Below are 25,944 nucleotides of genomic sequence, written 5' to 3' on the forward strand. Positions count from 1 at the left end.
TGGCCCGTCTGTTCACCTTTGCTCTTTCGGAAGTTCGAACCAGAAGCGGCTGCCGGCGCCCGGTTCGGATTCGACCCCGACCCTGCCGCCCAGGCGTTCGATGCCGCGGCGCACCGTCGCCAGGCCGATGCCGGTGCCGGGATAACCACCATTGGCACGCTCGAAAACACGGAAGATCCGTCGCTGGTCTTCCGGTTTGATGCCGATACCGTTGTCTTCCACCCACACACGAACGGTGCCGTTTTGCGTTTCGGAACGAACCCGGATCTCCGGCCGAACACCGGGACGGGTGAACTTCAGGGCATTGCCGATAAGGTTACAAATCACTTGCTCGAGAATCGTGTGATGCCCCAGTACCGCAGGCATCGGGTGCTGGATATCGATGGTCGCGTCGACTCCCGGCCCGCGCTCACGCTCCACGGCAGCTCTGAACAGCGGCTCCAGCGCAATCGGCTCCAGCTCGATTTGCGATCGGCTCATACGACTGTAGGCAAGCAGCTCCTCGATCAGCTGCTCCATGTTTTCGGCTGACTCATTCATGGCGTGCAGGTATTCCAGCCCTTCGGGACCCAACCGGTCGCCATAGGCGTCCTCCAGGGCATCGCTGAACCCTCTGATATTGGCCAGCGGATTGCGCAAGTCATGAGAGACCGAGAAGGTGAAGGCCTCCAGCTCTGTATTCGTCTCCCGCAGCTCTTCGGTCCGTTCAGCCACACGCTGTTCGAGTTCCCGGCTGTAATGCTGCACCTGCTCGAAAAGGCGGCTCTGGCGAATGGCGATGGCAACCGAATCCGCCAGCTCCCGCGCAATCACCAAATCATCTTCTTGCGGATTGCCGGGAGTCTGGCGGTAGATATTCAATGAACCGATCAGTTCCCCCTCCACCATCAGCGGAACGGCCAGATAACCGCGAATTTCCAAAGGGACCAGCTCTTTTTGCAGCGGCGACAGGATCTCTTTCTCCCTGAGGTCGCTGATGGTGACGCTTTTTCCGGCCTGCAGGGCTGCGATTTGCGACTGGTCCGTCATCAGGAATCGCTGCTGCATCGGGAACCGGTCGACCATTTGTTTGGTAGCCGCCAATATTACGGCCCGGAGAGGGTCCTTCTCGTACAGCAACACCGCTCCGCAGCAGGACGCCGGAATCAGTTCTCCTACACGGGTGAGCGCCACCAGGGCAATCGCATCGGCCGACTGTGCCGAAAGGATGTCGCGATCGATGGCCTGCAGCGTCTCCAGTCGCCTGGCGTGTCGTCGCAGGGCCTTTTCCGCCTGGCGGCGTGCTGTGACATCGAGGATGATCCCTTCCAGGTGGAGGTGCCCGTCGTCATTCCGGACACCCCGTCCCCGTTCCATGACCCAGCGCTGTTCACCCTCTCGCGTACGCAACCGATACTCCACTGCAAACGGCCTGTCAGCGGCCAGCGCCTCATCGACTTTTCGCCTGGTAGGTTTTCGATCATCCCGTTCGATAAGACTGTGGAATACCAGACGCCCCTCCCCTTTCAGCTCCTCCGGTGCATACCCGGTCAGTTCGCGTGCACCTTCACTGACAAAGATCATGGTCCACTGCTCATCGTTTTCACAGCGATAGGCCATCCCGGGCAGATTGGCCATAAGGGTAGAGAGGCGCCGTTCGCTTTCGCGCAGTGACAACCGGGCTTCGCGCACCCTTTGACGCTCCAGTGCAAACCGAAGCGCACGCCCCAACTGCCGGAAGTCGAGGTCCTCCTTGATGAGGTAATCCTGCGCTCCCTGACGGATCGCCTGTACGGCGACTTCATCATCGGCCAATCCGGTCAGTACCACGATCGGAGTCTCGGGAGCGAAGGTCTGAACACGATGGAAGGTATCCAGCCCCCGGGATTCGCCCAGATTGAGGTCAAGCAGCACGACATCGACCCCTTTCGCGCCGAGAACCTCGATGCCTTCGGACAGCGTTTCGGCGTGCACCAGGTCGATTGCCGGGATGAGGTGAGCCATCTGCTCCGCTCCCGAGGAGAGCGTGCGACGCACCAGCATGGCGTCGACGGCATCATCTTCCACGAGCAGAACACGGATTTTTCCGGCCTCGAGATTCAACAGCTCCCCTCCATACTTCCGCGGCTGATGATCAGCTATGGCTAGCGCGTCAAACAGATTCGATGCCCCTGTTGGCGGGATTTTAGCCCCCGAATGGCTGAAGGCCGACCTGTATATCTTCGCCACTCCAATTATAGGGTGCGCTCAACCGCTTCCAATCGCTGGTATCCGGCAAACAGTTGTCCGGCTCCGTCCAAAGATTCCGCATCGAGGTAAAGGGATTGCAGGGCAAAGGCAGAGGGTGGCTGCAGCGGTGCCCCCCAGACCAGCGTATCGACACCCTCGCCGCCCAGCACCCGGTGGGCCACGGTCAGGTAGAGTCGATCCAGGACACCGCTCCCGAGCAGCGTGTGGTGGACCCGCGCCCCTGCAATGGAATAGATCACTTGCAGCCCATGACGCTGTAACGCTTCGAGCACCTCGTGGCCGGAGAGACCGGGGCCGGGGCCGACGCGCTCCACCGGAACGTCCACACTCTCCAGCTGCGCCACCACACCGGGGTCCCCCCGTGCACTGGTGATCACCAGCAAGCGCTCGCACAGCTCTGGCGGCAGGGCCTCCGCCGGCGGCAGTCTCAGGCTTTCACTGATCACGGCCACCCTGGGTCTGGCCGTCAGACCTCGTCGCTGGCGCCACTCCATCAGGTCGTCGGTCAAAGTTATCAACTCCGTATGCCGGCGCTTGACCACCGCCCGAACATTTTGGGCGGTGGTCAAAAGCACATCACTCTGGGCCGCCAACTCGAGAAAAAGCCCCCAGTCGCGACGATTGGCTATGGCCGGTGGAACCCCCTTGCGCCCGGTATCCGGATCGAGCTCTGCAATACGTCCGTCCAGGCTGACAATGAAGTTGGTATAGACGAACGGCCGTTCCGCACCGAAACGGCGCAGATCTTCGGCCAGGTAGAGCCCACGCAAGGGCTCCTCGGCCGCGGGCGTGGGAAAGAGACGCAAAACCGAGTCACTCATATGCCGAGTGTAGCCTTTGCAAAAAACCGATCGCGGTCAATGGCTCCACGGGGACACCCACATCGGGACCGCGGGGCAATACAACCGTTTTCCGCCTCATTCGCTCCCGTGTACCCCGTGCCCCAGTGGTGCCTGCGCTTCCCTGAGTGGCACGCATCCGCCGTTCGGATTACCATCCGCCCTTTCCGAAGCCGAGTCCCCAATGAAATTCTTTGCCACCGCTCCCCGCGGACTCACCACTGCGCTGGCCGACGAGCTGACCTCCCTGGGCCTGGAACAGATCAGGCCCACCGGTGCGGGAGTTCACTTCCAGGGGCCGCTGGAGGCGGCTTATCGCGCCTGTCTGTGGTCACGACTCGCCGACCGGGTGCTGCTGCCAATCACCGACCTGGAGGCACCCTCGGGTGACGCCCTCTATGAAGGGGTAAAGGGCATTCGCTGGGAACGGCACCTCAACTCCCACGGCACCCTGGCAGTGGACTGCAGCGCAAGTCGGGCGGCGATCACCCACAGCCAGTACGCCGCACTGCGGGTGAAGGATGCCGTTGTCGACCGGTTTCGGGAACAGTTCGGCGAGCGACCCTCGGTGGATACGGAAACACCGGATGTTCGTATAAACCTGCACCTTCGTGGTGATCGGGCCCGCCTCAGCATCGATCTGTCCGGAACCGGCCTCCATCGGCGCGGCTATCGCTCCTCAGGCGCTGCAGCGCCCCTGAAGGAGAATCTCGCCGCCGGCATTCTGCATCTGGCCGGCTGGCCGCAGATAGCCGCCTCCGGTGGCAGCCTTTTCGACCCGCTGTGCGGCTCCGGTACCCTGCTCATCGAGGGGGCTCTGATGGCCGGGGATATCGCCCCGGGGCTCTACCGGGAATACTTCGGTTTTCTCGGCTGGAAACGCCACGAGCAACAGACCTGGGAAGCCCTGCTGAAAGAGGCCCGTGAGCGGCGCAGACAAGGTCTGGACTCACTTCCGGCCATTATCGGTCATGACCGCTCGAAGGAGGCGCTCGCAGCCGCCACCACCAACATCGAGGCCGCCGGACTGCAAGGCCGTATACGGCTCGAGCGCCATGCACTCGCGCCATCAACGCTGCCCTCGGGAGTGCCGGCCGGTCTGCTGGTGACCAACCCCCCCTACGGCGAGCGCCTGGGCGATGAAGAGACCCTGCAGCCACTCTATTCACTGCTGGGTGAGCTGCTGCAGCACCACCTGCCCGACTGGCACGGTGCCGTCTTTACCGGGAACCCCCGCCTCGCCCGGCACGTGGGACTGAAACCGAAAGGCTCGGTCACCCTGTATAACGGCCCCATCGAGTGCCGGCTGCTGACCTATCCGTCGGTGCGCGAACACGGCACCCGGGCAGCCACGGGGGAAGTCGCCGTTCCCCTGGCCAACCGCCTGCGCAAGAACCTGAAGCATCTGACCCGCTGGGCGCGGCGCGAGGGCGTGGATTGCTATCGCATCTACGACCAGGATCTGCCCGAATATGCCGTGGCCATCGACCTCTATCAGGGTGAAAAACAATGGGTACATGTCCAGGAGTACCAGGCCCCGCACTCGGTGCCGCCGGAAACCGCCGCCGAGCGTCTCGACGAGGCGTTGGCGACCATCGCCGAGGTGCTGGCACTGCCTTCCGAACAGATCTTTCTCAAGGTGCGACAGCGCCAGAAAGGCGGTGAACAGTACGAAAAACTGGCCGTCAACGGCCGCTTCTACGAGATTCGAGAGTGGAACTGTCGCTTTTGGGTGAACTTCACCGACTACCTGGATACGGGACTATTCCTAGACCACCGGCTCACCCGTCGTCTAATCCAGCAGGAGGCCGCCGGGAAGCGTTTTCTGAATCTGTTCTGTTATACCGGCACCGCAACCGTCCACGCCGCCATCGGCGGAGCCGTAGCCACTACATCGGTGGATCTCTCCCGAACCTATCTGGAGTGGGCCGAACGCAACCTGCGCCTGAACGGGCTCGATCTCGGGCAGCACGAACGGATCGCCGCCGACTGCCGCGACTGGCTGGCCGAGGAAGCACGCGCCGGAGAGCGCGAGTACGATTTGATATTCATGGACCCGCCGACTTTCTCCACCTCCAAGCGCATGGAAGGCACCCTGGACATCCAGCGCGACCACGTGGCGCTGATCCGCGATGCCATCCGCCTGCTCGCCCCCGGTGGAGAACTCATCTTCTCCAACAACTTCCGCAAATTCCGTCTCGACACCAACGCCCTGGCCGATCTGAAGGTGGAAGACATCACCCGCAGCACCATTCCCGAAGACTTCCGCCGCCGCCCCGACATCCACCGCTGCTGGCGAATCCGCCCTGGAGGCGAGTGACGTACGGGGCACGTAGGGCGCATTCTCGTGCTCCCCTGGTACGAGGGCCGCCCCCGGCGCGATGCTTTTCGTTACGAAATCGCCGCGAGGGCGCGCCTCCTACCAGAGGGCCATTGCCTCCGTTTTCCGGTAGGGTGGGTTAGGCGCGAACCAGCCACCGCCCGTCCGGTCTACCCGTGCCGGTAGCGCGCGCCGTAACCCACCAAAGCGCGGAGGTTCCATTCGAAAGCTTGACCTTCGCTCCCCTGGTAGGAGGGCCGCCCCCGGCGCGATGCTGTTCGTTACGAAAATCGCCGTGCGCCGCCTACCGGGACCCCGACACCTCGCGAGGTCCGAAGCCTTCACGGATAATCTCCTTTTCGCCGTTGGCGTCGATGGTTTCCACCTGGACCGGGCGTCGCCAGACCCGATGGATGTACTCCAGGACTTTGCGCGCGCTGCTCAGGTCGAGCCCGCGTCCGTCGGTTTCGCTGTAGTGATGCAACTCCAGCGTCCCGTCATTGCGCAGGCCGGTGGCGGCTATTCGCGGCGCGCCGAAATTGAATTTGTGCGACAACACCGCTTCACGGATGGCATCGATATCAAATTCCTCGACAATGATCCGGCCATCACGCCGCGCAGCGAAGTCGAACAGGTCCAGATCCCTGGCCATCTGCTCCGTCAGATGATTGCGGATGAAGCTGAAGTCATCATCCTGCTCCATGATGGAACGCGCCGCCTCCAGCCCCTCGTTTTTCACGATTTGCTCCCACAGGGAGAAACCCAGGTAATAGGGATTGATGGAGAGCGCAACCTGCTGCTCGCCGGCATAGGGGCGCACGACATCCGAGTGAGTCTTGGCGGATTGGACGTAGAGATCCGGGGGTAGAAAATCGGCTTCACGCAACAGCCTTGCATGCCAGTAGGAAGCCCAGCCTTCGTTCATAATCTGACAGGCGAACACCGGATAAAAGTAGAAGGACTCTTCCCGCACCATCAGGAAAATGTCGCGCTCCCAATCCTCCAGTTCGGGGGCGTACTGTGCGATAAACCACAACAGGTCGTGTTCGGGATGCGGCGGAATCGGCGCCCGTTGGCGCGACGGCTGCATTTCGGGGACCGGTGCCTCCTCCAGAAGCTTGTCGTAGCGGGTCTGGAACTCATCCCCCGCCTCATCGGCAGGCGCCTCCTCCCACTCGGGATAGCGGGGTCGCCGCAAGCCCTTGTGAATATCGATGTGCTGCTCCAGCCCCAGCGCCGCATCAAGGACGGCTTCGACACGCTCCTGCCCATGTTCGGTGATCGCGTTCGAGATTTGGCCGGCATGGGCGGCGGCCTGCTCGACGATATGATAACCAATCTCTTCCTGGCCGCGCCTGAACAGCAGATTGTTTTTGGAAAAATCCGCATGGCCCAACACGTGGGCGACGACCAGCGTGTTTTCCTCCACCGTATTGGTATCGGCCAGATAGGCCCGACCGGGATTGCCGGGATAGACCACCTCGAAGATCTTGGAGGCCCCCATCCGGTGTTGCACCAGTTGATAGATGTAACGGACGCCGAACGACCAGTGCGGCATTCGCACCGGCAACCCGTAGACCGCCACCTCCATCATGAAGGCCGGGGGAACAAGTTGAAAATCCACCGGGTAATAGTCGAGCCCCAGCTCTTTGCCGAGTGCCTCCAGCCGCTCGGTGTACTCCTTCAGCTTTTCATTCATATCGGCCCAGTCGATTAGATAAAGGAGAATCGAACCGCAAAGGCGCCAAGAGCGCCAAGGCGTCAATGGCTTATCGGTCCACTCGGTGTAACTCGATGCACCGGCAAAAGCAGGGCCGTTGCTGCGCATGAAGTCCGAGCTTTCTTTGCGTCCTTTGCGTCTTTGCGGTGAAAAATCCCATTAGACCTGCACCTCCTCCTGCTCGGCGGCCTGCCTGCGAAAGAAATGCCGAATGGCGGCCCATATATGCCCCTCTTCGGCGAGCGGATAGGTAGCCACCGGGAAGCCCCGGAGCGCTGCACGCTGGAACAGCCTGGAGGTTTCCGTCTGGTAATCCGACTGAACGGTGCGGCCGGTCTCCAGATAGCCGATAAAACTGCTCATCGGACAGAGCTGATCGAGGGCAGCGCCGGCCGGCTGGCGATCATCGGCGAAGTTTTCTCCATCCGACGCATAAAACAGATAGATGTTGTAGCGCCCCGGGTCGTAACGCTCGTCAATCACCTCCAGCACCTTGTTGAAGGCGGTGGAGGCCACGGTCCCGCCCTGGGCACGAGCCTGGAAGAATTCCTGCTCGGGGAATTCCCAGGCACGAACGGTGTGGGCTACGAACACGGTTTCGATGTGCTCGTACTGCCGGCGAAGCCCCTGCAGGGCCCAAAAAAAGAAGGTCTTGGCCAGCCGTCGCTCCTGCTCGGTTACCGACGAAGAGACATCGAGTGCAAAGAACACCACGGCATTGGTCGAGGGGCGCGGCCGGCGCACCAGCTGGCGGTAACGCAGGTCTTCATTGGTAAAGACCGGCCCTTCCGGCTGTACCACACGCCGTTTGATGGACTCCTTCATAGAGCGGCGCCGGTCGAGGCGCGCCCGGGCTCCCTTCTTGTCCCAGCCGGCACGGGTGAATTCGTCTTCATCGATAGTGTTCGCGCGCGGTTCCAGGTTGGGAAGTTCCAGCTCCTCCCAGAGCCAGTCGACCAGCTCATCGACCTTGAACTCCAGAACAAACTCCAGCCCCCCTTCCCCGGAACCGCTTCCGGACTTGCCGCCCTCACCCTGGGCCTGTCCGTGGCGGAGCACATCGCCCGGCTGCACCTTGCCTTGCCCGACACCCTTGCTCTGTTTGCCCTTTGCCAGCTTGAAGCGGTAATGCTCCAGAAACCGCACCGGTACCTGCACGCGGCGTTCGCCGCTGCCGGAAAGCACGTCCGCTTCCGCGGCAATGTCCATGACATGGTCACGGACCGCTTCACGTACCTTTTCGTTGTGGCGCAGCCAGTCGCGACTGCCGCGGGAGAAAAGATCGTACCAGCGGGTATCCGCACTGGTAGTGGAGTGGTGCTGGTTCCGCTCGCTCATCCGCCTCCCCTATTCCTGCGATAACAGTGTGGTGACGTAATTCAATGCCTCCCTGGCCGAATGCCGATCGTATCCGTATTCATCCACCAGACGCTGCTCCACGGCCGAGATCTTCTGCTGCGCCTCCTCGTCCGGACGGGCGCTGGAAGTCACGAGCCGCAGCACATCGCGCCGCTCCTCGAAGAGATACTGCTTGATGGCCTCGTGGAGCCGGGCATGGCTATCCAGCGTGAAGGATTCACCCCGCTTGAACGCCACCATCGCCTTGCGGACCACCTCCTGCCGGAAACTGCCCTTGCCGGAGTCGGAGATGTGGATCTTCTCCTCCACCTGCCGCATGAAGCGCTCATCCGGCTGACGCTGTTCTCCGGTGATGGGGTCTTCCACCGCACGCTGGTCCAGCGAGGCCTCCACCTCGTCGAGGTATTTGTCGAGCAGCGTCTGCGCCTCTTCCTCGAAGGAGGCAAACATCGCCTTGTGGACATCCTCCTTGACCCAGCGGTTGTAGAAGTCCTTGCGCGCAATGACCAGAAAATCGATCCAGTGCCGCTTCTGCTTCTCCTCCATGCGGGCATCGGATTCGATGGCATCCTTCAGCGCCAGCAGGACCTCCATGGAGGTCAGGCTGCTCACCTCGCTGCGGGTGATGGCGTTCGAAATGGCATTGATCACGAAGCGGGGCGAGACACCCGTCAGCCCCTCGGCGGGTGTCTCCTTGCGAATGCGCTCCACTTCGTTCTCGGAGATGCCCTCGACGGATTCACCGGCATAGAGCCGTATCTTGCGCGACAGGTCCATATTCTCGCGCTCACCGCGCTGGAGCCGGGTGAGAATGGCAAACACTGCGGTTACCCGCAGGGTATGCGGATCCAGGTGCACATCGCGGAAGGCGGAGGCCGTGGAGATAAGCTTCTGGTAGATGCGCGCCTCTTCCCGATAATCGAGGGTATAGGGCACCTGCACAATCACCATGCGGTCGAGCAGTGCTTCGTTCTCCTTCTCCTGAACAAACTTGTTGAATTCGGCCAGGTTAGTATGGGCGAGGATGGTCTCGTCCAGATAGATGAGCGGAAAACGGGCGACCTTGACGTTCTTTTCCTGGGTCAGCGTCAGTAGCAGGTAGAGAAACTCCCGCTTGACCTTGAGGATCTCGATCATCTCCAGCAAGCCGCGACTCGCCGCATACACTGCACCGGACCACGACCAGGCGCGCGGGTCGCCTTCATCCCCGTAGTCGGCGACCTTGGAGAGATCGACAGAACCGACCAGGTCAGCGATATCGGCGGTGGTCGGATCATGGGGTGCATACGTGCCGACGCCGCTGCGGGATGCTTCGGAGAGAAAGATGCGCTCTACCGGGAAGCGCATGAAGTCCTCTTCGAACTCATCCTCCAGCCGGGCGCGGCAGTAAGGGCAGAGCTCCCCCTGGATCTCCACACCGTAGTTCTCACGGAACTCGCCGCGCAGCGTATAGGGAACCAGGTGCAGGGGGGACTCGCGCACCGGACAGCCCTTCAGCCCATAGAGGGCGCCATCATCGGTATGGCTGTACTCCTCCAGGCCCCGCTTGAGCAGAATGACCAGGGTCGATTTACCGCCCGAGGGGGGGCCGAGCAGAAGCAGCAGACGTCGCCCTACCTCGGAGCCGGCACTCGCGCCCTTGAAGTAGTCCACCACCCGACCGAGTGCCGATTCGATACCGAACAATTCATTGGAGAAAAGTTGCGTGGGAGACTCATCGGTCTCCGAGCTCTCCTCTTTCTCCTTCCGGTACCAGCGCAGCATGTCCCAGATGTACTGATGGGACGTGCGTGCCACATCGATCGGTCGTTCGTGGACGACTTGTTCTAGGAACTCCTGAAAGTTTCCCTCCCAGTACCTCGCCTTGTGCTCGCGGGTATACGCAGACAGGGAATCAATAAACTCCTGGGATCGATCATTGGAATCATGTGCCATAGCGCTTCTCGTGTGGTTATTCTCCGGGTGGAAAAGCTCGGCCGCGCTCGGCCCCATACAGCAAGGATAGACAAGGAAAGAACGGTTTTAAGAACAGAGTGCCCCGATTGTGCCAAGTTCCCGATCTTCTCTAACCTGCAACGGAAAACCGACACTTATGCCCCTATGGGCAGGAGGGAAAAAGGATCTTGTGGGTACACGGGGACCACGGAGTAAAACAGGTTGTTCGGGTTTTTTCTCCCCGTGCGTCCCGTGTTCCCCGTGGTTCGAAATTCAGGCAGTGGTGAAGAAGTTACTACTCCCAGCGAAACGCCACGGCGCCGATGAACAGAAACACCACGGTCATCGCCGCCAGAACCGCCAGGCGGTCCGCAACCTGCAACAGACCTGCGCCATCGATCATGACGGCTCGTGCCGCATCGATCAGGTGGGTAAGGGGGAAAATCAGGGCAATCTTCTGCACTAGCGGGTGAAGGCCTTCGAGGGAAAACCAGACACCGGAGAGAAACATCATCGGCCAGCTCACGAGATTGAGCAATCCGCTGGCAAACTCCTCACTGGCGCTGCGCGAGGCAATCACCAACCCGAGGCTGATTACACTCATGGCGCCGAGCGTAAAGATAAGCAGCAAATCCAGATAACTACCCTCCATCGGGAAATCGATGAAGAGACTCACCCCGAAAAAGACACCCGCCGTCACCAGAAGAATGACCCAGAGGCGGGAAATGACCTGCGCACTCAGAAACTCGAAAGCGCTCAGCGGCGTCGCCTTCAGCCGCTTCAGCACACCGTTTTTCCGGTATCGCACGATGACATAGCCCACCCCGTAGAGGGCCGAAAACATCATGTTCATGGAAAGCACACCCGGCAGCAGCCAATCCACATAACGAACCTGTTCCCCCTGCACCGCCTGCCGCACCAGCGATTGTCCGGTGGAGCCCTTGAGGGCTCGTTCCAGGATATGCCCGCGGGGCGAGGTTTCATTCACCCAGTAGCGGTTGCTGCCCGGCTCCATCAACAGATCGAGCTGGTGCCGCTGAACCTTTCGCAGCCCCGACTGAAAGTCATCGACAGCGATAAAGTCCACGTACTGCAAATCCCGGAACTGGGCCTTGGCGACCTCCGGCTCGCCCATGACACCCACCTTGTAGAGATCGACGCGCTCATCCGAAAAGGCGAAGGCGAAACCGGCCACGATCAACACGGGAAACAGCACATTCCAGGCCAGGGCCGAGCGGTCCCGAAAAAATTCCTTGTTGCGCGCCCAGAAGATCGCCAGCAACCGTGAAAGCCTCATTTGCGCAGATCCTTGCCGGTCAGTTCGAGGAACAGGTCATCGAGCGTACGCTCACGGATCTGCAGTCTGCCCAGGGGAACTCCTGCATCGATAAGCCGGCGGATAGTATCGTTGACGTCCGAAGAGAGCAGCTCCACGCGGTCACCACAGTGGAGTGCCGTCAGTTCCGGGTCCTCGCGGTCGGGATGAAAATCCTCGGCCGGCAGGTCCAGCACCACGTCGTGAAAGTGCTCGGCCAGCAACGCCTTGGGACTGCCTTCGGCGATGATTCGGCCGTGGTCCATGATGGCGATCTCGTCGCAGAGCACGTAGGCCTCTTCCATATAATGGGTGGTCAGCAATACCGTCTTGCCCCGCTGCTTGATGTCCCTCACCAGATCCCAGAGCCGGCGACGTGCCTGGGGATCAAGCCCGGTGGTCGGCTCATCCAGGAACAGCACCTCCGGGTCGTTGACGAGCGCGATGGCCAGCAGCAGGCGCTGCCGCTGACCCCCGGAAAGCTTGTGGGTATCCCGGTCCAGGATGTCCTCCAGCGAACAGGAGGCGACCAGATCCTTCAACGGCACAGAGCGGGGATAGAGTCGCGCAAAGAGCTTCAGCGCCTCGCGAACCGTGATATGTTCCTGCAATGAGGTGGACTGGAACATGATGCCCGCCTCGTCCCGGAAACGGCGTCCCAACGGTTCACCCTGATAGAAAAGTTCGCCCGAAGTAGGGCTCGTGATTCCTTCGAGGATTTCAATGGTGGTGGTTTTTCCCGCCCCGTTGGGTCCGAGCAGACCGAAACAGGTTCCCTTGCGAATCGAGAAACTCGCGCCATCGACGGCCCGTACGCCGCGAAACTGCTTTACCAGATTACGAACTTCGATCAGTGCAGGCACGATAAGCGGGATCCGGCGTGAAAGGGACGCCATTTTCAACGCAAAGGGGCCCCGACGCAAAAAGAACAGGATACGAGGGGAAAGATGCGAGATGCGAGGGGATGTGCGAGCTTCGCCCGCGCCTTATCTTAATGAACGTGCGCGCAGCGCACTCACCCCCTCGAATCTCGTATCTTTTCCCTCATATCTCTTTCAGGCGCGCAGCGCACTCCCTCCCTCAAATCTCGTATCTTTGACCTCGCACTGCTTCAAGCCCGGAGCTTGCGCTGATCTTCATGTTCTCCCGTCGACCGGTCGGCGGTCACCCGAACACCCACAGCGCCGCCCCAGAGGCCGAGCCCCAGGGAAAGCAGAAGCCCGGCAAACAGCCACCAGAACGTAGTCGAGAGCGCATCCAGCCGCTCGGAAATCCCGGCACCATCGACCTGTCCGGCCGGGCCCGTTTGCCCCAGTTCAGCCAACTCCTGACCAAACACGGCAAACGCTCCCCCAAAAACCGCCCCCATGGCCGTGGACATTAACCAGGCCAACAGCAGGGTAACGGTCGCCCAGACCACAAAGCCGTGCAGCACCCCGTCAGAACGCCGCGCCAGACCCGAAAGGCGACCCGCCACATTGCCTCCCAGCCAAACGGCGATCAGCATGCTGATCACCGTCCACGCCCCCGTCATCGGAGGCACGGCACCCAGGTCCGGTTGCTCTGCCCCCACTACGGTAAGCCCGGCTGCAACTCCCAGTAGCGCCAGCAGCAGGAAAACCGAAAGCCCCACAATGGTGCCGGCAAACACCGCCCCCCATCGCAGATAGCTCACCTGAAGACGACGCGGCGGCGCAGTCCGCACCAACGACTCCACATCCATATGTTTCTCCTCATAAGGCGCACTCTTCCAAGCCACCACGCATGCTTCCAACATCAAAAAAGTATAGGCAGACCCCGGCGACCGCATACGGCTCCCGCGAGGCTGCCCTCCATGGACGGAAACTACTGATATTCGTCCTCCGTCAGCATGGCCTGGGCGGCGGCCAGACGCGCCACCGGAACCCGCGGGGACGAGCAGGAGACATACGAGAGGCCGATGTGATGGCAATGTCGGATGGAGGCAGGATGCCCGCCGTGCTCACCGCAGATCCCCACCTTCAAATCGGGGCGAACCTTGCGTCCATCCTTTACGGCGATATTCATCAGTTTCAGTACACCATTGTAATCAAGCGCCTCGAAGGGGTTGTCCCTGAGGATCCCGCGCGCAATGTACTGGGGCAGGAATTTGTTCTCGGCATCCTCCCGGGAGAAGGAGAAGGCGGCCTGCGTCAGGTCGTTGGTCCCAAAGGAGAAGAAGTCGGCGTATCCCGCTATCCGCTCCGCGCGCAGGGTGGAACGTACCGTCTCCATCATGGTGCCGAAGCGGTAGTTGAGGGAAACATCGTAGTGTCTCTCCACCTGCTGCTGCACCTCTTCGGTGTACTGCTTGACGATCTTCAGCTCTTCGGGACTAATAACCTGCGGCACCATGATTTCGGGGATCACGTCGATCCCCTCCCGCTGGAGTTCCGCCGCCGCCTCCAGTACCGCCTGGATCTGCATGCGGTAGATTTCGGGATAGGTAATCCCGAGCCGCACACCGCGGTGCCCCAACATCGGGTTGACCTCGTAGAGCACCCGTACCTTGTTCAGCATCTGGCGCTTTTTGGTGATCGCTTCGGCCACCAGGTCGGCATTGAGCACATCAAAAGGCGCCGGCATGTCCGTGTGTCGGGCCCCGGGTCGCAAGAGACGCAGACTGCCCACCAACTCGCCGATTCCCTGCATGTTGACATGCAGTTTCTGCAGGTGCTCGAGCTCCTCGAGCAACTGCGCCTCGGTGGGCAGGAATTCGTGCATCGGCGGGTCAAGCAGGCGCACAGTGACCGGCCGTGGCGACATCACCCGGAAGATCTCCTTGAAGTCGCCGCGCTGCATGGGCAGGAGCTTATCGAGGGCGTCGCGACGCTCTTCCAGGGTATCGGCCAAAATCATCTCCACCACCACCGGAAGCCGCTCCACGGCATTGAACATGCGCTCAGTGCGGCACAGCCCGATGCCCTGCGCGCCGTAATCGACGGCCTTCTGGGCAGCCGCCGGGGTATCGGCATTGGCCATGACCTGCAGGCGGGCGATAGCGTCGGACCAGGCCAGGAGGGTCTTCAGGTTGTCGGAGAACTCCGGATCGACGGTAGCGATTTCGCCGATATAAACGTTACCGGTGGTGCCGTCGATGGTGAGGGTGTCCCCCTCCAGGAAGGTGGTCTCGCCCACGGCGGCCATGCGCGCCTTGACGTTCACCACGATGCCCTCGGCGCCTGCCACGCAGGGCTTGCCCATCCCTCGGGCCACCACCGCTGCGTGGGAGGTCTTGCCGCCACGGGAGGTGAGGATACCTTCCGAGGCAAAGAAGCCATGAATATCCTCGGGCTTGGTCTCCTCTCGAACCAGTATCACTTTCTGGCCGGCGCGCCCCAGCAGCTCGGCGCGATCGGCATCGAACACCGCCTTGCCCGCCGCGGCACCGGGCGAGGCGGGCAGGCCGGTGGCCACCGGCGTGCTCTTGTGCTCCGGATCGAGACGGGGATGAAGCAGCTGCTCGAGCATGTCGGGCTCGACCCGCAACAGGGCCTCTTCACGGGAGAGCAGCCCCTCATTGGCCATCTCCACCGAGGTGCGCACCCGGGCGGCGGCATTCATCTTGCCGTTGCGTGTCTGAAGGCAGTAGAGCGTGCCCTTCTCGATGGTGTACTCGAAATCCTGGACCTCCCGATAGTGGGATTCCAGCTTGTTGCGAAGTTCCACCAGTTGCCGATACATCTCCGGCATCTCGTCGGCCATCTCCGAAACCGGCTTGGGCGTGCGGATGCCGGCCACCACGTCCTCGCCCTGGGCATTGACCAGATATTCGCCGAACATTACGTTTTCGCCGGTGCCCGGGTCGCGGGTGAATCCCACGCCGGTAGCGCAGTCATTGCCCATATTGCCGAACACCATAGTCACCACGTTGACGGCGGTGCCGTTGGCCATTTCCGGGGTGATCTTGAACTCGCGGCGGTAATCCACGGCGCGCTTGCCCCTCCAGGAGTTGAACACGGCCTTCACCGCCAACTCCAGCTGCTGGTAGGGGTCGCGGGGGAAGGGCTTGCCGGTCTGCTCCTCAACCACTTCCAGGAACAGGCGGCAGATCTCTTCGAGGTGCTCGGCGTCAAGCCCGATATCGGCCTTGACGCCCGCCTGGCGCTTGATGGCGTCGAAGTGCTCATCGAAATGACTATCGGCAATGCCAAGCGCCACATGACCGAACAGCTGGATGAAGCGCCGATAGGCGTCCCATCCAAAGCGCTCATTCCCCGTCTGTTGAATGAGACCGGAGAGGGTGTCGTCGTTCAGGCCCAGGTTGAGGATGGTGTCCATCATGCCCGGCATGGACATGGCCGAACCCGAGCGCACCGAGACCAGCAGCGGATTGTCGGCACCCCCGAAAACCTTGCCGGTCTGCTGCTCGAGGCTGCGGATGTGGGTGCGAATCTCATCCGGAAGCCCTTCGGGCAGCTGCCGCTCGGCGTGCGCAAGGTAGTCCAGGCAGGCCTGGGTGGTGATAACGAAGCCGGGCGGGACATTCAACCCGATCTGGGTCATCTCGCAGAGGTTGGCGCCCTTGCCGCCCAGCAGTTTTTTGTCTTTACCGTCACCTTCGGTGAAGGCGTACACCCACTGTTGTGCTGCCATGAATTTCCCTTTCACCACTGAATTGGTTGATTCCGAAGCCGCCCTGAACCCAATGTGTCTACACAAATGGGTTCGCTTAAACGAAAGCTAGTGTACTGTTGCATGCTTGGCGATACTTTCAGAGCCCCCCAAAAACGTCAGAACAAGGCGCAGCGCGCAGGCAATGGTCATTCCCTTGTCAAGCGCTGTAACGCCGTCATGGCGTTTTTGGGGGGCTCCCTTCGGGCGAGCCGCTGGCCGGCCATCTGCGGCGTTGCGTTTCTTGGAAAGGGCGCGCCATTCCCTGCGATACGCGCCTTGCATGATGTGCATGGATGCACAAATGCCGTGGGCGCATGGATGCGCAGGAGCGGTCTGGCCGGCCAGCGACTCGCTGAAAGCACCGACAAGCATGTAACAGTACACTAGCAGCAGATCGGCTTTAGGTAATGTGGGGGGCATGGAGGGAGATGAGGCAGAATTTTCAAATTTTGCGGGCGTAGCGATCGTGCCGCACAAAACCGGGGAGATTCGGACCGCCCTGCCGGCGCGGCTCATTGTGCACATTGGCCTTCAGCCGAGAGGGCCTGTCGCTATCTGTCGGGCTAAAGCACGACCTATGCCAGAGAGCTGTCGGCGGATCCGTGCTCTCGGGATCCGGTCTCATACGAATAGACCCGAAGACGACCGGAAGAGGCCTCGCGGAGAGCCGCTTCGATTTCCGGCGAACAGGCGAGGTACCAGTCGGCACTGTCCGGCGCGGCGCTGCGGATCGGCTCAATGACTGCGGCGATCTCCAGCCCCGGGGTTCTATCGATGAGAAACACCTCGAAGTTGTCGAGGACGTCCCGCCAGGAGCGGCAGACATTTTCCAAGTAGTGCCCACCCGGCTCCGCAATCCAGAAAAGACGGACCGGCAGCTCCCGTTCCAGGGCGATAAAGTGCTCGACAAGGCTTTTAATCGGCGCGAAGCCGGTCCCTTCCGCAACCATGACCAGCGGTGCGGAAGAGGACTCGTCCAGCGTGAAGTTGCCGTAAGGGCCCTCGATCGCGAGGGGAGCCCCGGTGTCGGCATGTTCGTACAGGTGGGCCGCGACCGGATCTTCGTCACGATGCAGTTGAAACTGGACAACCCGGCCGTTGCACGGACAACTGCCCACTGCCGCCGGCCGATTTCCGACACCCTCGACACTCAAGGTGACATACTGTCCGGCCAGGAAGCGCAACGTCTGGGTACGGGGCGTCCGTACCTGGAGAAGAAGGTAGTCACCAACCCGCCGTGCGCTGGCGATCCGGGCCCGGATTCGTTGATGCGGAATCTCGCCCGCTTCCCCCGTATCAACCACCTCAAGCACCACGTCCGAAGTCGGCGCGTTGGAGCAGAGCAGAATCGTATTGCGCAGTTTTTCCGCTTCCGGAATAACGTATTCATGACGAGACAGCAGATCGACATCTCCCGACAGGACGCGTGCCTTGCATTCGCCGCAGCTCCCACCGGCACAGCTGTAGGGAAGGTTGACCCCCGAGCGCAATCCGGCATCGAGCAGGCTTTCGTGGGCCTCGGCGGTAAAGGTGCGGCCGCTCGGCAATAGCTGGACTCGATAGCTCACAGTTTCTCCTTGCTCTTTTCACTCTGCAGGTGATTATCCAATGTAGGAGACCGCCCTTGGCCTGATGCCTTCGCGACGCAAATCGCCGCGAGAACGCGCCTCCTGCCCGGACCAATACGGCCCCTCACGGTAGGAGGGCCGCCCCCGGCGCGATGCCTTCGTGAAGCGAATCGCCGCAAGGGCGCGCCTCCTACCTGAACCAATACGGTTCCCTCTCCAGGTAGGAGGGCCGCCCCCGGCGCGATGCCCTCGTGATCCGAATCGCCGTCTTTTCCTGAATAATGGGCCAATAGGTCAGGCTCCAACCCGTCAAACTTCAATGACGGCCTGAAAGCCGACCTACGCCACCTACCGATTCATTCGTGCCAATAACCAGCGGCTGAGGTCGGCAGCCATTTCACACTTGCCGGCATCCTTGCTGTTTTGTAGTTCGCTGAGGTGCTGCGCGACATCCTTGAGGAGCTTCTCGTATTTATCGGCTCGTCCTTCCGCCACGGAGCGTGCCGTATTGCACTTTTTCAACTGACTGGTCAGCTGGTCGCGTTCGGGGGCGACAGTCTCGGTAACGCGTCGGGAAAACGCGCTGGCACGGATCAGTTCCAGTCGCTCGATGATTGGCGAACGGTCGATGGCCAATTCGGGGAAGCGCGCCTCCAGCTCTTCGAGGTCGAGCTTACCGCCGAAGGTTTGAAGTTCACCGCTCCGAATCAGATCCTGCAACTTACCGCGGTTGACGTTGAGCAGCCTCGCTGCCTTGGCCACGTGCACGAGATGCCCCATGGATTTACGGCTCCTCCGGCTTTCCGCAGCTGTTACCATCGAGTTGCCCCTTTGCGACTTTTCGCCGGCGCCGGGTTCTACCGGGAATCGAGCTTCCACTCCCGGCAGGGCGCACCGCGTAGTGTACTGTTGCATGCTTGGCGATACTTTCAGAGCCCCCCAAAAATGTTAGGACAAGGCGCAACGCGCAGGCAATGGTCATTCCCTTGTCAAGCGCTGCAACGCCGTCATGGCGTTTTTGGGGGGCTCCCTTCGGGCGAGCCGCGGGCCGGCCATCTGCGGCGTTGCGTTTCTTGCAAAGGGCACACCATTCCCTGCGAAACGCGTCTTGCATCTGGCCGGCCAGCGGCTCGCTGAAAGCACCGACAAGCATGCAACAGTACACTAGAGGCGAAGCCCACGCCGGGGGTGAACTTGTGGAACGTAAGGTCCGGATTAGTCACCGATCCACTGCTCGAGCGCATCGACGATTTTGCGGGCCTGATCCTTGCTCGAAATATTGAATTTCGATTTCTGCTGATAAGCGCCGTGGCGCTTCTGGTAACGACGAATCGTGTACTTCTCGGGGCCGTATTCCTCCTTGGCACGATCCCAGTCCTGATAGCGATAAAGTATCGTCGCCCAGGCCCCCTTGGTGAGCACCACCTTGTCCAACTGCTTGGTCACCAGTAATCCGTCTTCGGTGAAATCCACCGAAAGTTCATCGACCGTTTCGGCCATTCCTTACCCCTCGTTTTTTTGCAAAACAGATTTACGGCAGCGTAACACGAAAGCGTCGGCCGGCGGTTTTCGAGCACACGTGGATTAAGAACGCACCTTACAAAACTTCCAGTTGCACATCCTCCGCCCGGCCCTCGCGCAGGCGAAACCCCCGCATTTCCAGTACCCCCTTGGTGTCCAGCGACACGATCAGATATAGCACCTCCGGATAGGAGGCCTCCTCCAGATCGATCGGCGACGGCAACGCCGGGGCATGCGGGTGGGAGTGATAGATGGCGAACAGGGATTGGTCGGCTTCCCGGATCGAGCGCATCGCATCGACCTGCTCCCTGGGGTCCATCTGAAACAGCGCATCGGGCCGGCGAGCAGCGTTTGCAACCGGGTAGACCCGCCGGGGCTCGCCATTCGCCGCACCGATAAGGCCACAGACCTCGCTCTCCGGAGAACTCTGCGCATGAGAAAGGATTTGATTAACGATGGTGCGGGGAATTCGAATGGGCGTCATGGTGTTTTTGGTTGCTGGTTGCTGGTTGCTGGTTGGATTATCGCGCCGGGGGCGGCCCTCCTACCAGAGGGACGGAGCCACGCCCCGGTAGGAGGCGCGCCCTCGCGGCGATATTCGTCACGGAGGCCATCGCGCCGGGGCGGCCCTCCTACCAGGGGGACGGAGCCACAGCCGCGGTAGGAGGCGCGCCCTCGCGGCGATATTCGTCACGGAGCCATCGCGCCGGGGCAGCCCTCCTACCAGAGGACGGAGCCACAGCCGCGGTAGGAGGCGCGCCCTCGCGGCGATATTCATCACGGAGGCCATCGCGCCGGGGCGGCCCTCCTACCAGTGGGGCGGAGCCACAGCCTCCGGTAGGAGGCGCGCCCTCGCGGCGAATTCCGTCCGGAGCCATCGCGCCGGGGCGGCCCTCCTACCAGGGGGACGGAGCCACAACCCCGGTAGGAGGCGCGCCCTCGCGGCGATATTCGTCACGGAGGCCATCGCGCCGGGGCGGCCCTCCTACCAGGGGGACGGAGCCACAGCCTCCGGTAGGAGGCGCGCCCTCGCGGCGATTTGCATCACGGAGCCATCACACGCCAAGGCGGCGCCTACCTGGATCCGCAGACCGGGCAGGCAGGATCTTTGCGCAACCGGAGCGTTCGCCACTCCATCGACAATGCATCGAGCAGCAGTAAACGCCCCCCCAGGGTCTCGCCGATCCCGAGCAGAACCTTGACCGCTTCGGTCGCCTGCACGGTGCCTATAATACCGACCACCGGGGAGAGTACGCCGGTGAGATTGCAGTTTTCGCCCTCGCCGCTCTCGTCCCGGTAGAGACAGCGATAACAGGGCGCATCATCCCGCTCGTTGTGGAATACCGTCACCTGACCTTCGCAGCGAACCGCCGCTCCCGAGACCAGCGGGGTTCGGTGGCGCACACAGGCCTCATTGAGAGCGAAGCGGGTCTCGAAATTGTCGGAGCAGTCCAGCACCACGTCAGCTTTTGCAACCTGGGTACGGAGTGCCTCCCCCTCCAACTGGCCGTCGATGGTCTCGACGGTCACATCGGGGTTGAGCGACAGGATCGCATCCCGCGCCGACTCGACCTTGGAGCGGCCCACATCGCTGTGCCGATGAATGACCTGGCGCTGAAGGTTACTGAGTTCCACCCGATCGAAATCAACCAGCGTCAGCTTACCGACCCCGGCCGAGGCGAGATAGATAGCCACCGGTGAACCCAACCCCCCCATACCGATAATCAGCACACGCGATTCAAGCAGGCGTTGTTGACCATGGGCCTCCACCTGAGGAAGGGTGATGTGCCGGCTATAACGTTCGAGTTGGTCTTCGTTCATCTTCAACTAAAGGCATGAGATACGGAATACGGGATATGAGGGAATGAACACGCTGCGCGAGTGGTTGATCATAATGAGGTTGTGCGCGCAGCGCACGCATTCCTCGTATCTCGTCCCTCATGCCTCGTATCTGCGCCCTTATTGGTATTTACGCCAGTACTCGGGGCGTCCGTCGCGGCAGCCGTGCTGGAGGCGTTGATAACGCTGAATAAATACATGGACACCGGTATTGCACTGCTCAAGCCCCATATTCTGGCGTTCCGTCTCTTCGGTGTAGTAGTAGAGCGCCCGCTTGATCTTGGCCATCAGATGGTTGGCGAGATGGAATCCGAGCTCGGTGAGCGCATCATCGATGATATTGAGCGTCACATAGCGGATATCGTACCCGACCAGAAGCTGTGTATCGCCCACCGGACGGGCGTACAGAACCCCCTCCACCCCATTGAGAAGCAGGCTGGCGGCATCAGCCTGATCATCAGGGCGAAGCGTGCAAAACAGAATCTCGCGGTGTTTAATCCGACTGTCTGGATCAGTATCCATGCTCACCATCTTAGCCCGAATATTTCATCGAATGCGAGCCTGCCCGGCGACACCCCACGATCACGTAGGGCGCATTCTCGATACGCCCCCCGACCTGCCCTTAAAGCGGCGCATTTACCGGATCCCCCATACCGTTGTGAGGCCCGGTAATCAATGCGCCGCGACTCCCATCGGTTGGCGAGATGGTGCATTTGGAGAAGTTGGCCGTTTCGGGCACGCATCCGGTCGCTTGTGGAGCGGTGCCTTGGAAGAATGTACCCTACGAGGGCTTTTCCATCTGTCCGCCGCTTATCCGCTCCTGTCCGCTGAGGTCCCGTTCTGTGAATACGTTCGCAAAGCCGGCGTTGTCCAGGAGCTGGCGAACGGCACTCCCCTGGTCGAAGCCGTGCTCCAGCAGCAGCCAGCCGCCCGCTTCCAGGTGCGGGGGTGCGCCGGTGACCAGACGGCGGATGGCGTCCAGTCCGTCGGAGCCGGAGGTCAGCGCCGTGCGCGGCTCAAAGCGGACATCCCCTTCCAAGAGGCAGGGATCGCCCTCGCGCACATAGGGAGGGTTGCTGACGATCAGCCGAAACCGGTCCTCTCCCAACGGCTCGAACCAGGAGCCGGTGAGCCACTGCACGTTAACAAGGCCGGCCCGTTCGGCATTACTGCGGGCCACGGCCAGCGCCGGCACGGATCGGTCAACAGCGACCACGCGGCACTTCGGCCGCTCGCTGGCAAGGGCCAGCGCAATGGCGCCACTGCCGGTGCCGAGGTCCGCCAGCCGCCACTCGGCATCAGCGGGAATGCGCGCCAGTGCCGCTTCCAGCAGTAGTTCGGTCTCCGGACGGGGAATCAGCGTATCGGGGGTAACCTGCAGATCGAGATCCCAGAACTCCCGATGTCCGGTCAGATGGGCTATCGGTTGACCGGCGGCGCGCCGGCGGATACATGCCTCGAAGCGATCCGCCTGCTCCTCGCTGAGGCGCTGTTCCGGCCAGGTATAGAGATGGGTTCGCCCCCGACCGAGCACATGACCAAGCAGCACCTCCGCATCCAGCCGCCCAGTGTCATGGTCAGCCAGGCGTTTGGCGGCTTCTTTCAGGGCTTCGGCAATCGTCGGCATTGGGCGCTCAGCGTTTAACCACGGGGAACACGGGGCGCACGGGGAAGAAAAAACCAAATGACCTGTTTTACCCCGTGGTCCCCGTGGCTATCAGTTCCTCATTTAGGGTCTGTGCAGCAGGGGGCTCCTGATGAACTTGCCCCCGCTGTCATTATGAGGAGCCCCCAGCGACGAAGTAATCTGGTACTTGGCACTTCGAGATTGCTTGGTCGCTGGGGCTCGGCTTTGGCATCCTGTGTCGCTCTACCACCTACATCCATGTAGCCGTCCTCGCAATGACGGCTAAATGTTCGTCATTGATTCGGGCCTCGGGCCGCGCAGCGGCCGGTGGCTCTTGAAGAACTTAACGATTATCCCTTGAATTTCGAACCACCACGGGGAACACGGGACTCACGGGGCGGAAAAAACCGAACAATTTGGTTTACCCCGTGGTCCCCGTGTCCCCCGTGGTTAAGCCTGATTCCCTACTCCTCGGCCAAGGCTGCCAACTGTTCGGTCTGGTGCTCGGAGATCAGCGGTTCGACCACCTGGTCAAGGTCGCCCTGCATGATGTCTTCGAGTTTGTAGAGCGTGAGATTGATGCGGTGATCGGTGACCCGTCCCTGCGGAAAGTTGTAGGTGCGGATGCGCTCGGAGCGGTCGCCGCTGCCTACGAGGCTCTTTCGGGTTGCGGCCTGTTCTGCCGCCTGCTTCTCCTGCTCGACGGAAAACAGCTTGGTCCGCAGCAGAGCCATCGCCTTGGCGCGATTCTTGTGTTGGGAGCGTTCGTCCTGGCACTCGACGACGATGCCGGAAGGCAGGTGCGTCAGGCGGATAGCCGAATCGGTCTTGTTGACGTGCTGACCGCCGGCGCCGGAGGCGCGAAAGGTATCCACCTTGAGGTCGGCAGGATTGACATCCACCGCCTCGACCTCGTCCACCTCGGGCATCACCACCACGGTGCAGGCAGAGGTGTGAATCCGCCCCTGGGATTCGGTCTCGGGCACACGCTGCACGCGGTGGGCGCCGGATTCGAACTTCAGCCGCGAGTAGACGCCCTGCCCCACCACGCGGGCGATAATTTCCTTGTAACCGCCATGCTCCCCTTCACTGGCAGAGATCACCTCCACCTGCCAGCGCTGGCGCTCGGCGTAACGGCTGTACATGCGAAACAGGTCGCCGGCGAACAGTGCCGCCTCGTCACCGCCGGTACCGGCACGGATCTCGATGTAGGTGTTCTTGGTGTCGTTGGGGTCGCGGGGCAGCAGCAGCTTCTGCAATTCAACCTGCAGCTCTTCACGCCGCTGCCGCGCCTCCCGGAGCTCCTCCTCACCCATGGCGCGCATTTCCGGATCACTCCCGGAGACCAGCTCTTCGGCGGTTTCGATGTCGTCGAGCGTGCTGCGATAGGCGTCAAAGGTCTCCACCACGGGCTTCAGGTGGGCATATTCCTGCGAAAGACCGCGAAAACGGCCCTGATCGCCAATGGTTCCGGGATCGGCAAGCAGGGCACTAAGCTCCTGCAGCCGCTCGGAGAGATTCTCGAGCTTGCTATGGATGGAGGCTTTCACAGATTGTCTTCGGGGATCTTGAGATTGAACAGCTCGCGGGCGGTATCCAGCAGTTCCAGGCGCCCCTCGTAACCGGCCTGTTTCATCTGAACACAAGGTTCGTGGGTCAACTTGTTGGTCAGTTGCCGGGCCAGTTCCGTGATCACCTCTTCCGTGTCGTGACCAGCGCGCAGTTGCCGCATCGCATGCTCCAACACCTCGTCACGCATGGCCTCGCTGCGACCGCGATAGGAACGAATGGTCGCCACCGCCTGGAGCGAACGCATCCACCCCATGAAGTGGGCTACCTGGGTTTCGATGATCTCCTCGGCCTGCTGGGCGGCTTCCTGGCGGGAGCGCAACCCCTCGTCGATGATCTCCTGCAGGTCATCCACCGTATAGAGATAGATGTCATCCAGCTCGCCCACTTCCGGCTCGATATCCCGCGGAACCGCGATATCGACCATCAGTACCGGCCGGTGCTTGCGCGCCTTCACCGCCGACTCCACCATGCCCTTGCCGAGGATCGGAAGCTGGCTTCCGGTGGAGGAGATGACGATATCGGCCTCCGCCAGATGGGCGGGGATTTCATTGAGTGCGATGGCATAGCCGCCGAATTCCGCAGCCAGCGCGTGCGCCTTCTCTACGGTTCGATTGGCGACCACGATCTGCCGAATGCCATTTTCGTAGAGATGCCGGGCCACCAGCTCGATGGTCTCGCCGGCGCCAATCAGCAGGGCGGTGTGCTCGCTGAGATCCGAATAGATCTGCCGGGAAAGACTGACCGCCGCGAACGCCACCGAGACGGGACTGGCGCCGATGGCCGTATCAGTGCGTACCTGCTTGGCGACCAGAAACGTGTGCTGAAACAGCCGGTTCAATTTTCGACCGATAGTGCCGGCGTCGTGGGCCGTGCTGTAGGCACTCTTCATCTGCCCCAGGATCTGCGGCTCGCCCAGCACCAGGGAATCCAGGCCGCTGGCCACCCGCAGCATGTGGCGTACCGCCATGCGATCCGGATGGGTGTAGATGTACGGATCCACCTCTTTGGCATCGAGGCCGTGAAACTTCCTGAACCAGGAGAGAACGGCTTCGGGATCGGAGTCATCCAGACCGCAGTAGAGCTCCGTCCGATTGCAGGTCGACAGGATGGCCGCCTCGCTCACTCCGTTGTGAGCCGACAACTCCTGCAGTGCCTCCGGCAATTTTTCCGGACAGAAGGCCACCCGTTCCCGGATCTTCACGGGTGCCGTTTTGTGATTGATGCCAAAAGCCAGCAGCGTCATGGAACCCCAAACCCGGAAAGTGACTCGCGTATCGGCCAATTTTGCGCTAGTGCGCGTTTCCTAATCAAGGCCAGTTCTATACTTAGGACCCGGAAACCGATAATTGGCCCCCATATTGCGCCGGATTCTGGTCTGGATTCAAGGCGCAGAGGGTGCATGGCCGGACCAGGGACCCTCGGCGCAAGACAGAATCCGGCGTGGCGACAGGAAAAGCGGGTTGAT

The 25,944-nt window shown here is 61.3% G+C and carries 19 protein-coding genes; 1 reads left to right on the plus strand and 18 read right to left on the minus strand.

What is annotated here, in order from left to right:
• Positions 1 to 12: 12 nt before the first annotated feature.
• Together BLP65_RS07520 and BLP65_RS07525 are read right to left on the minus strand one after the other, a co-directional pair.
• Positions 13 to 2,082, minus strand: coding sequence for an ATP-binding protein (locus BLP65_RS07520; protein WP_092994840.1), 2,070 nt, complete (start codon positions 2,080 to 2,082; stop codon positions 13 to 15).
• A gap of 131 nt (positions 2,083 to 2,213) precedes the next feature.
• Positions 2,214 to 3,050: a RibD family protein gene (locus BLP65_RS07525; protein WP_092994843.1), complete on the minus strand. Its 837-nt coding sequence runs from the start codon at positions 3,048 to 3,050 to the stop codon at positions 2,214 to 2,216.
• 202 nt (positions 3,051 to 3,252) lie between these two features.
• On the opposite strand from BLP65_RS07525, the gene rlmKL reads away from it, so the two are divergent.
• A complete protein-coding gene (gene rlmKL, locus BLP65_RS07530; RefSeq protein ID WP_092994846.1) occupies positions 3,253 to 5,388 on the plus strand; it encodes a bifunctional 23S rRNA (guanine(2069)-N(7))-methyltransferase RlmK/23S rRNA (guanine(2445)-N(2))-methyltransferase RlmL in 2,136 nt (711 codons plus the stop codon).
• A 304-nt stretch (positions 5,389 to 5,692) separates the two neighbouring features.
• Here the strand turns inward: rlmKL and BLP65_RS07535 are convergent, their stop codons facing one another.
• From BLP65_RS07535 to hemA, 16 genes are all read right to left on the minus strand, one after another.
• On the minus strand, positions 5,693 to 7,087 hold the full coding sequence (locus BLP65_RS07535; protein WP_092995467.1) for a SpoVR family protein: 1,395 nt from the start codon (positions 7,085 to 7,087) through the stop codon (positions 5,693 to 5,695).
• Between the two features lie 180 nt (positions 7,088 to 7,267).
• The gene (locus tag BLP65_RS07540; RefSeq protein WP_092994849.1) at positions 7,268 to 8,446 is read right to left on the minus strand and encodes a DUF444 family protein; all 1,179 of its coding nucleotides are present in this window, start codon (positions 8,444 to 8,446) and stop codon (positions 7,268 to 7,270) included.
• 9 nt (positions 8,447 to 8,455) lie between these two features.
• On the minus strand, positions 8,456 to 10,402 hold the full coding sequence (locus BLP65_RS07545) for a serine protein kinase (RefSeq protein WP_092994852.1): 1,947 nt from the start codon (positions 10,400 to 10,402) through the stop codon (positions 8,456 to 8,458).
• A gap of 295 nt (positions 10,403 to 10,697) precedes the next feature.
• The gene (locus BLP65_RS07550; RefSeq protein WP_092994855.1) at positions 10,698 to 11,699 is read right to left on the minus strand and encodes an ABC transporter permease; all 1,002 of its coding nucleotides are present in this window, start codon (positions 11,697 to 11,699) and stop codon (positions 10,698 to 10,700) included.
• On the minus strand, positions 11,696 to 12,580 hold the full coding sequence (locus BLP65_RS07555; RefSeq protein ID WP_217631929.1) for an ABC transporter ATP-binding protein: 885 nt from the start codon (positions 12,578 to 12,580) through the stop codon (positions 11,696 to 11,698). The genes BLP65_RS07550 and BLP65_RS07555 overlap by 4 nt, the downstream gene beginning before the upstream one ends.
• Before the next feature lie 248 nt (positions 12,581 to 12,828).
• Entirely contained in the window at positions 12,829 to 13,476 is a 648-nt protein-coding gene (locus BLP65_RS07560) for a hypothetical protein (protein ID WP_139181453.1), read from the minus strand.
• A gap of 86 nt (positions 13,477 to 13,562) precedes the next feature.
• Positions 13,563 to 16,331 (minus strand): pyruvate, phosphate dikinase, encoded by a 2,769-nt coding sequence (ppdK, locus tag BLP65_RS07565; protein WP_092994864.1) that lies wholly within the window; start codon positions 16,329 to 16,331, stop codon positions 13,563 to 13,565.
• Between the two features lie 596 nt (positions 16,332 to 16,927).
• On the minus strand, positions 16,928 to 17,920 hold the full coding sequence (locus BLP65_RS07575; RefSeq protein WP_092994870.1) for a 2Fe-2S iron-sulfur cluster-binding protein: 993 nt from the start codon (positions 17,918 to 17,920) through the stop codon (positions 16,928 to 16,930).
• A gap of 348 nt (positions 17,921 to 18,268) precedes the next feature.
• Positions 18,269 to 18,700, minus strand: coding sequence for a hypothetical protein (locus BLP65_RS07580; protein ID WP_092994873.1), 432 nt, complete (start codon positions 18,698 to 18,700; stop codon positions 18,269 to 18,271).
• Positions 18,701 to 19,135: 435 nt separating this feature from the next.
• Entirely contained in the window at positions 19,136 to 19,420 is a 285-nt protein-coding gene (locus BLP65_RS07590; protein WP_092994879.1) for a hypothetical protein, read from the minus strand.
• A 97-nt stretch (positions 19,421 to 19,517) separates the two neighbouring features.
• Positions 19,518 to 19,925 (minus strand): M67 family metallopeptidase, encoded by a 408-nt coding sequence (locus BLP65_RS07595; protein ID WP_092994882.1) that lies wholly within the window; start codon positions 19,923 to 19,925, stop codon positions 19,518 to 19,520.
• A 590-nt stretch (positions 19,926 to 20,515) separates the two neighbouring features.
• On the minus strand, positions 20,516 to 21,262 hold the full coding sequence (locus BLP65_RS07600; protein WP_092994885.1) for a HesA/MoeB/ThiF family protein: 747 nt from the start codon (positions 21,260 to 21,262) through the stop codon (positions 20,516 to 20,518).
• A 138-nt stretch (positions 21,263 to 21,400) separates the two neighbouring features.
• On the minus strand, positions 21,401 to 21,802 hold the full coding sequence (locus BLP65_RS07605) for a hypothetical protein (RefSeq protein WP_245688268.1): 402 nt from the start codon (positions 21,800 to 21,802) through the stop codon (positions 21,401 to 21,403).
• Positions 21,803 to 22,061: 259 nt separating this feature from the next.
• Positions 22,062 to 22,907 carry a peptide chain release factor N(5)-glutamine methyltransferase gene (gene prmC, locus BLP65_RS07610; protein WP_092994890.1) on the minus strand — a complete coding sequence of 282 codons (846 nt, stop codon included), beginning with the start codon at positions 22,905 to 22,907 and terminating at the stop codon, positions 22,062 to 22,064.
• 464 nt (positions 22,908 to 23,371) lie between these two features.
• Positions 23,372 to 24,457 carry a peptide chain release factor 1 gene (gene prfA / locus BLP65_RS07615; RefSeq protein ID WP_092994893.1) on the minus strand — a complete coding sequence of 362 codons (1,086 nt, stop codon included), beginning with the start codon at positions 24,455 to 24,457 and terminating at the stop codon, positions 23,372 to 23,374.
• A complete protein-coding gene (gene hemA / locus BLP65_RS07620; RefSeq protein ID WP_092994896.1) occupies positions 24,454 to 25,722 on the minus strand; it encodes a glutamyl-tRNA reductase in 1,269 nt (422 codons plus the stop codon). The genes prfA and hemA overlap by 4 nt, the downstream gene beginning before the upstream one ends.
• Positions 25,723 to 25,944 lie beyond the last annotated feature (222 nt).

Origin of the sequence: Thiohalomonas denitrificans (genome assembly GCF_900102855.1) — a bacterium.
Lineage (GTDB): Bacteria > Pseudomonadota > Gammaproteobacteria > Thiohalomonadales > Thiohalomonadaceae > Thiohalomonas > Thiohalomonas denitrificans.

What these genes read in the sequence shown, in the direction of transcription:
- BLP65_RS07525 (WP_092994843.1), bottom strand. Translation starts at nt 3,050, where the DNA reads ATGAGTGACTCGGTTTTGCGTCTCTTTCCCACGCCCGCGGCCGAGGAG.
- rlmKL (WP_092994846.1), top strand. Translation starts at nt 3,253, where the DNA reads ATGAAATTCTTTGCCACCGCTCCCCGCGGACTCACCACTGCGCTGGCC.
- BLP65_RS07535 (WP_092995467.1), bottom strand. Translation starts at nt 7,087, where the DNA reads ATGAATGAAAAGCTGAAGGAGTACACCGAGCGGCTGGAGGCACTCGGC.
- BLP65_RS07540 (WP_092994849.1), bottom strand. Translation starts at nt 8,446, where the DNA reads ATGAGCGAGCGGAACCAGCACCACTCCACTACCAGTGCGGATACCCGC.
- BLP65_RS07545 (WP_092994852.1), bottom strand. Translation starts at nt 10,402, where the DNA reads ATGGCACATGATTCCAATGATCGATCCCAGGAGTTTATTGATTCCCTG.
- BLP65_RS07550 (WP_092994855.1), bottom strand. Translation starts at nt 11,699, where the DNA reads ATGAGGCTTTCACGGTTGCTGGCGATCTTCTGGGCGCGCAACAAGGAA.
- ppdK (WP_092994864.1), bottom strand. Translation starts at nt 16,331, where the DNA reads ATGGCAGCACAACAGTGGGTGTACGCCTTCACCGAAGGTGACGGTAAA.
- BLP65_RS07580 (WP_092994873.1), bottom strand. Translation starts at nt 18,700, where the DNA reads ATGGGGCATCTCGTGCACGTGGCCAAGGCAGCGAGGCTGCTCAACGTC.
- BLP65_RS07590 (WP_092994879.1), bottom strand. Translation starts at nt 19,420, where the DNA reads ATGGCCGAAACGGTCGATGAACTTTCGGTGGATTTCACCGAAGACGGA.
- BLP65_RS07595 (WP_092994882.1), bottom strand. Translation starts at nt 19,925, where the DNA reads ATGACGCCCATTCGAATTCCCCGCACCATCGTTAATCAAATCCTTTCT.
- BLP65_RS07600 (WP_092994885.1), bottom strand. Translation starts at nt 21,262, where the DNA reads ATGAACGAAGACCAACTCGAACGTTATAGCCGGCACATCACCCTTCCT.
- BLP65_RS07605 (WP_245688268.1), bottom strand. Translation starts at nt 21,802, where the DNA reads ATGGATACTGATCCAGACAGTCGGATTAAACACCGCGAGATTCTGTTT.
- prmC (WP_092994890.1), bottom strand. Translation starts at nt 22,907, where the DNA reads ATGCCGACGATTGCCGAAGCCCTGAAAGAAGCCGCCAAACGCCTGGCT.
- hemA (WP_092994896.1), bottom strand. Translation starts at nt 25,722, where the DNA reads ATGACGCTGCTGGCTTTTGGCATCAATCACAAAACGGCACCCGTGAAG.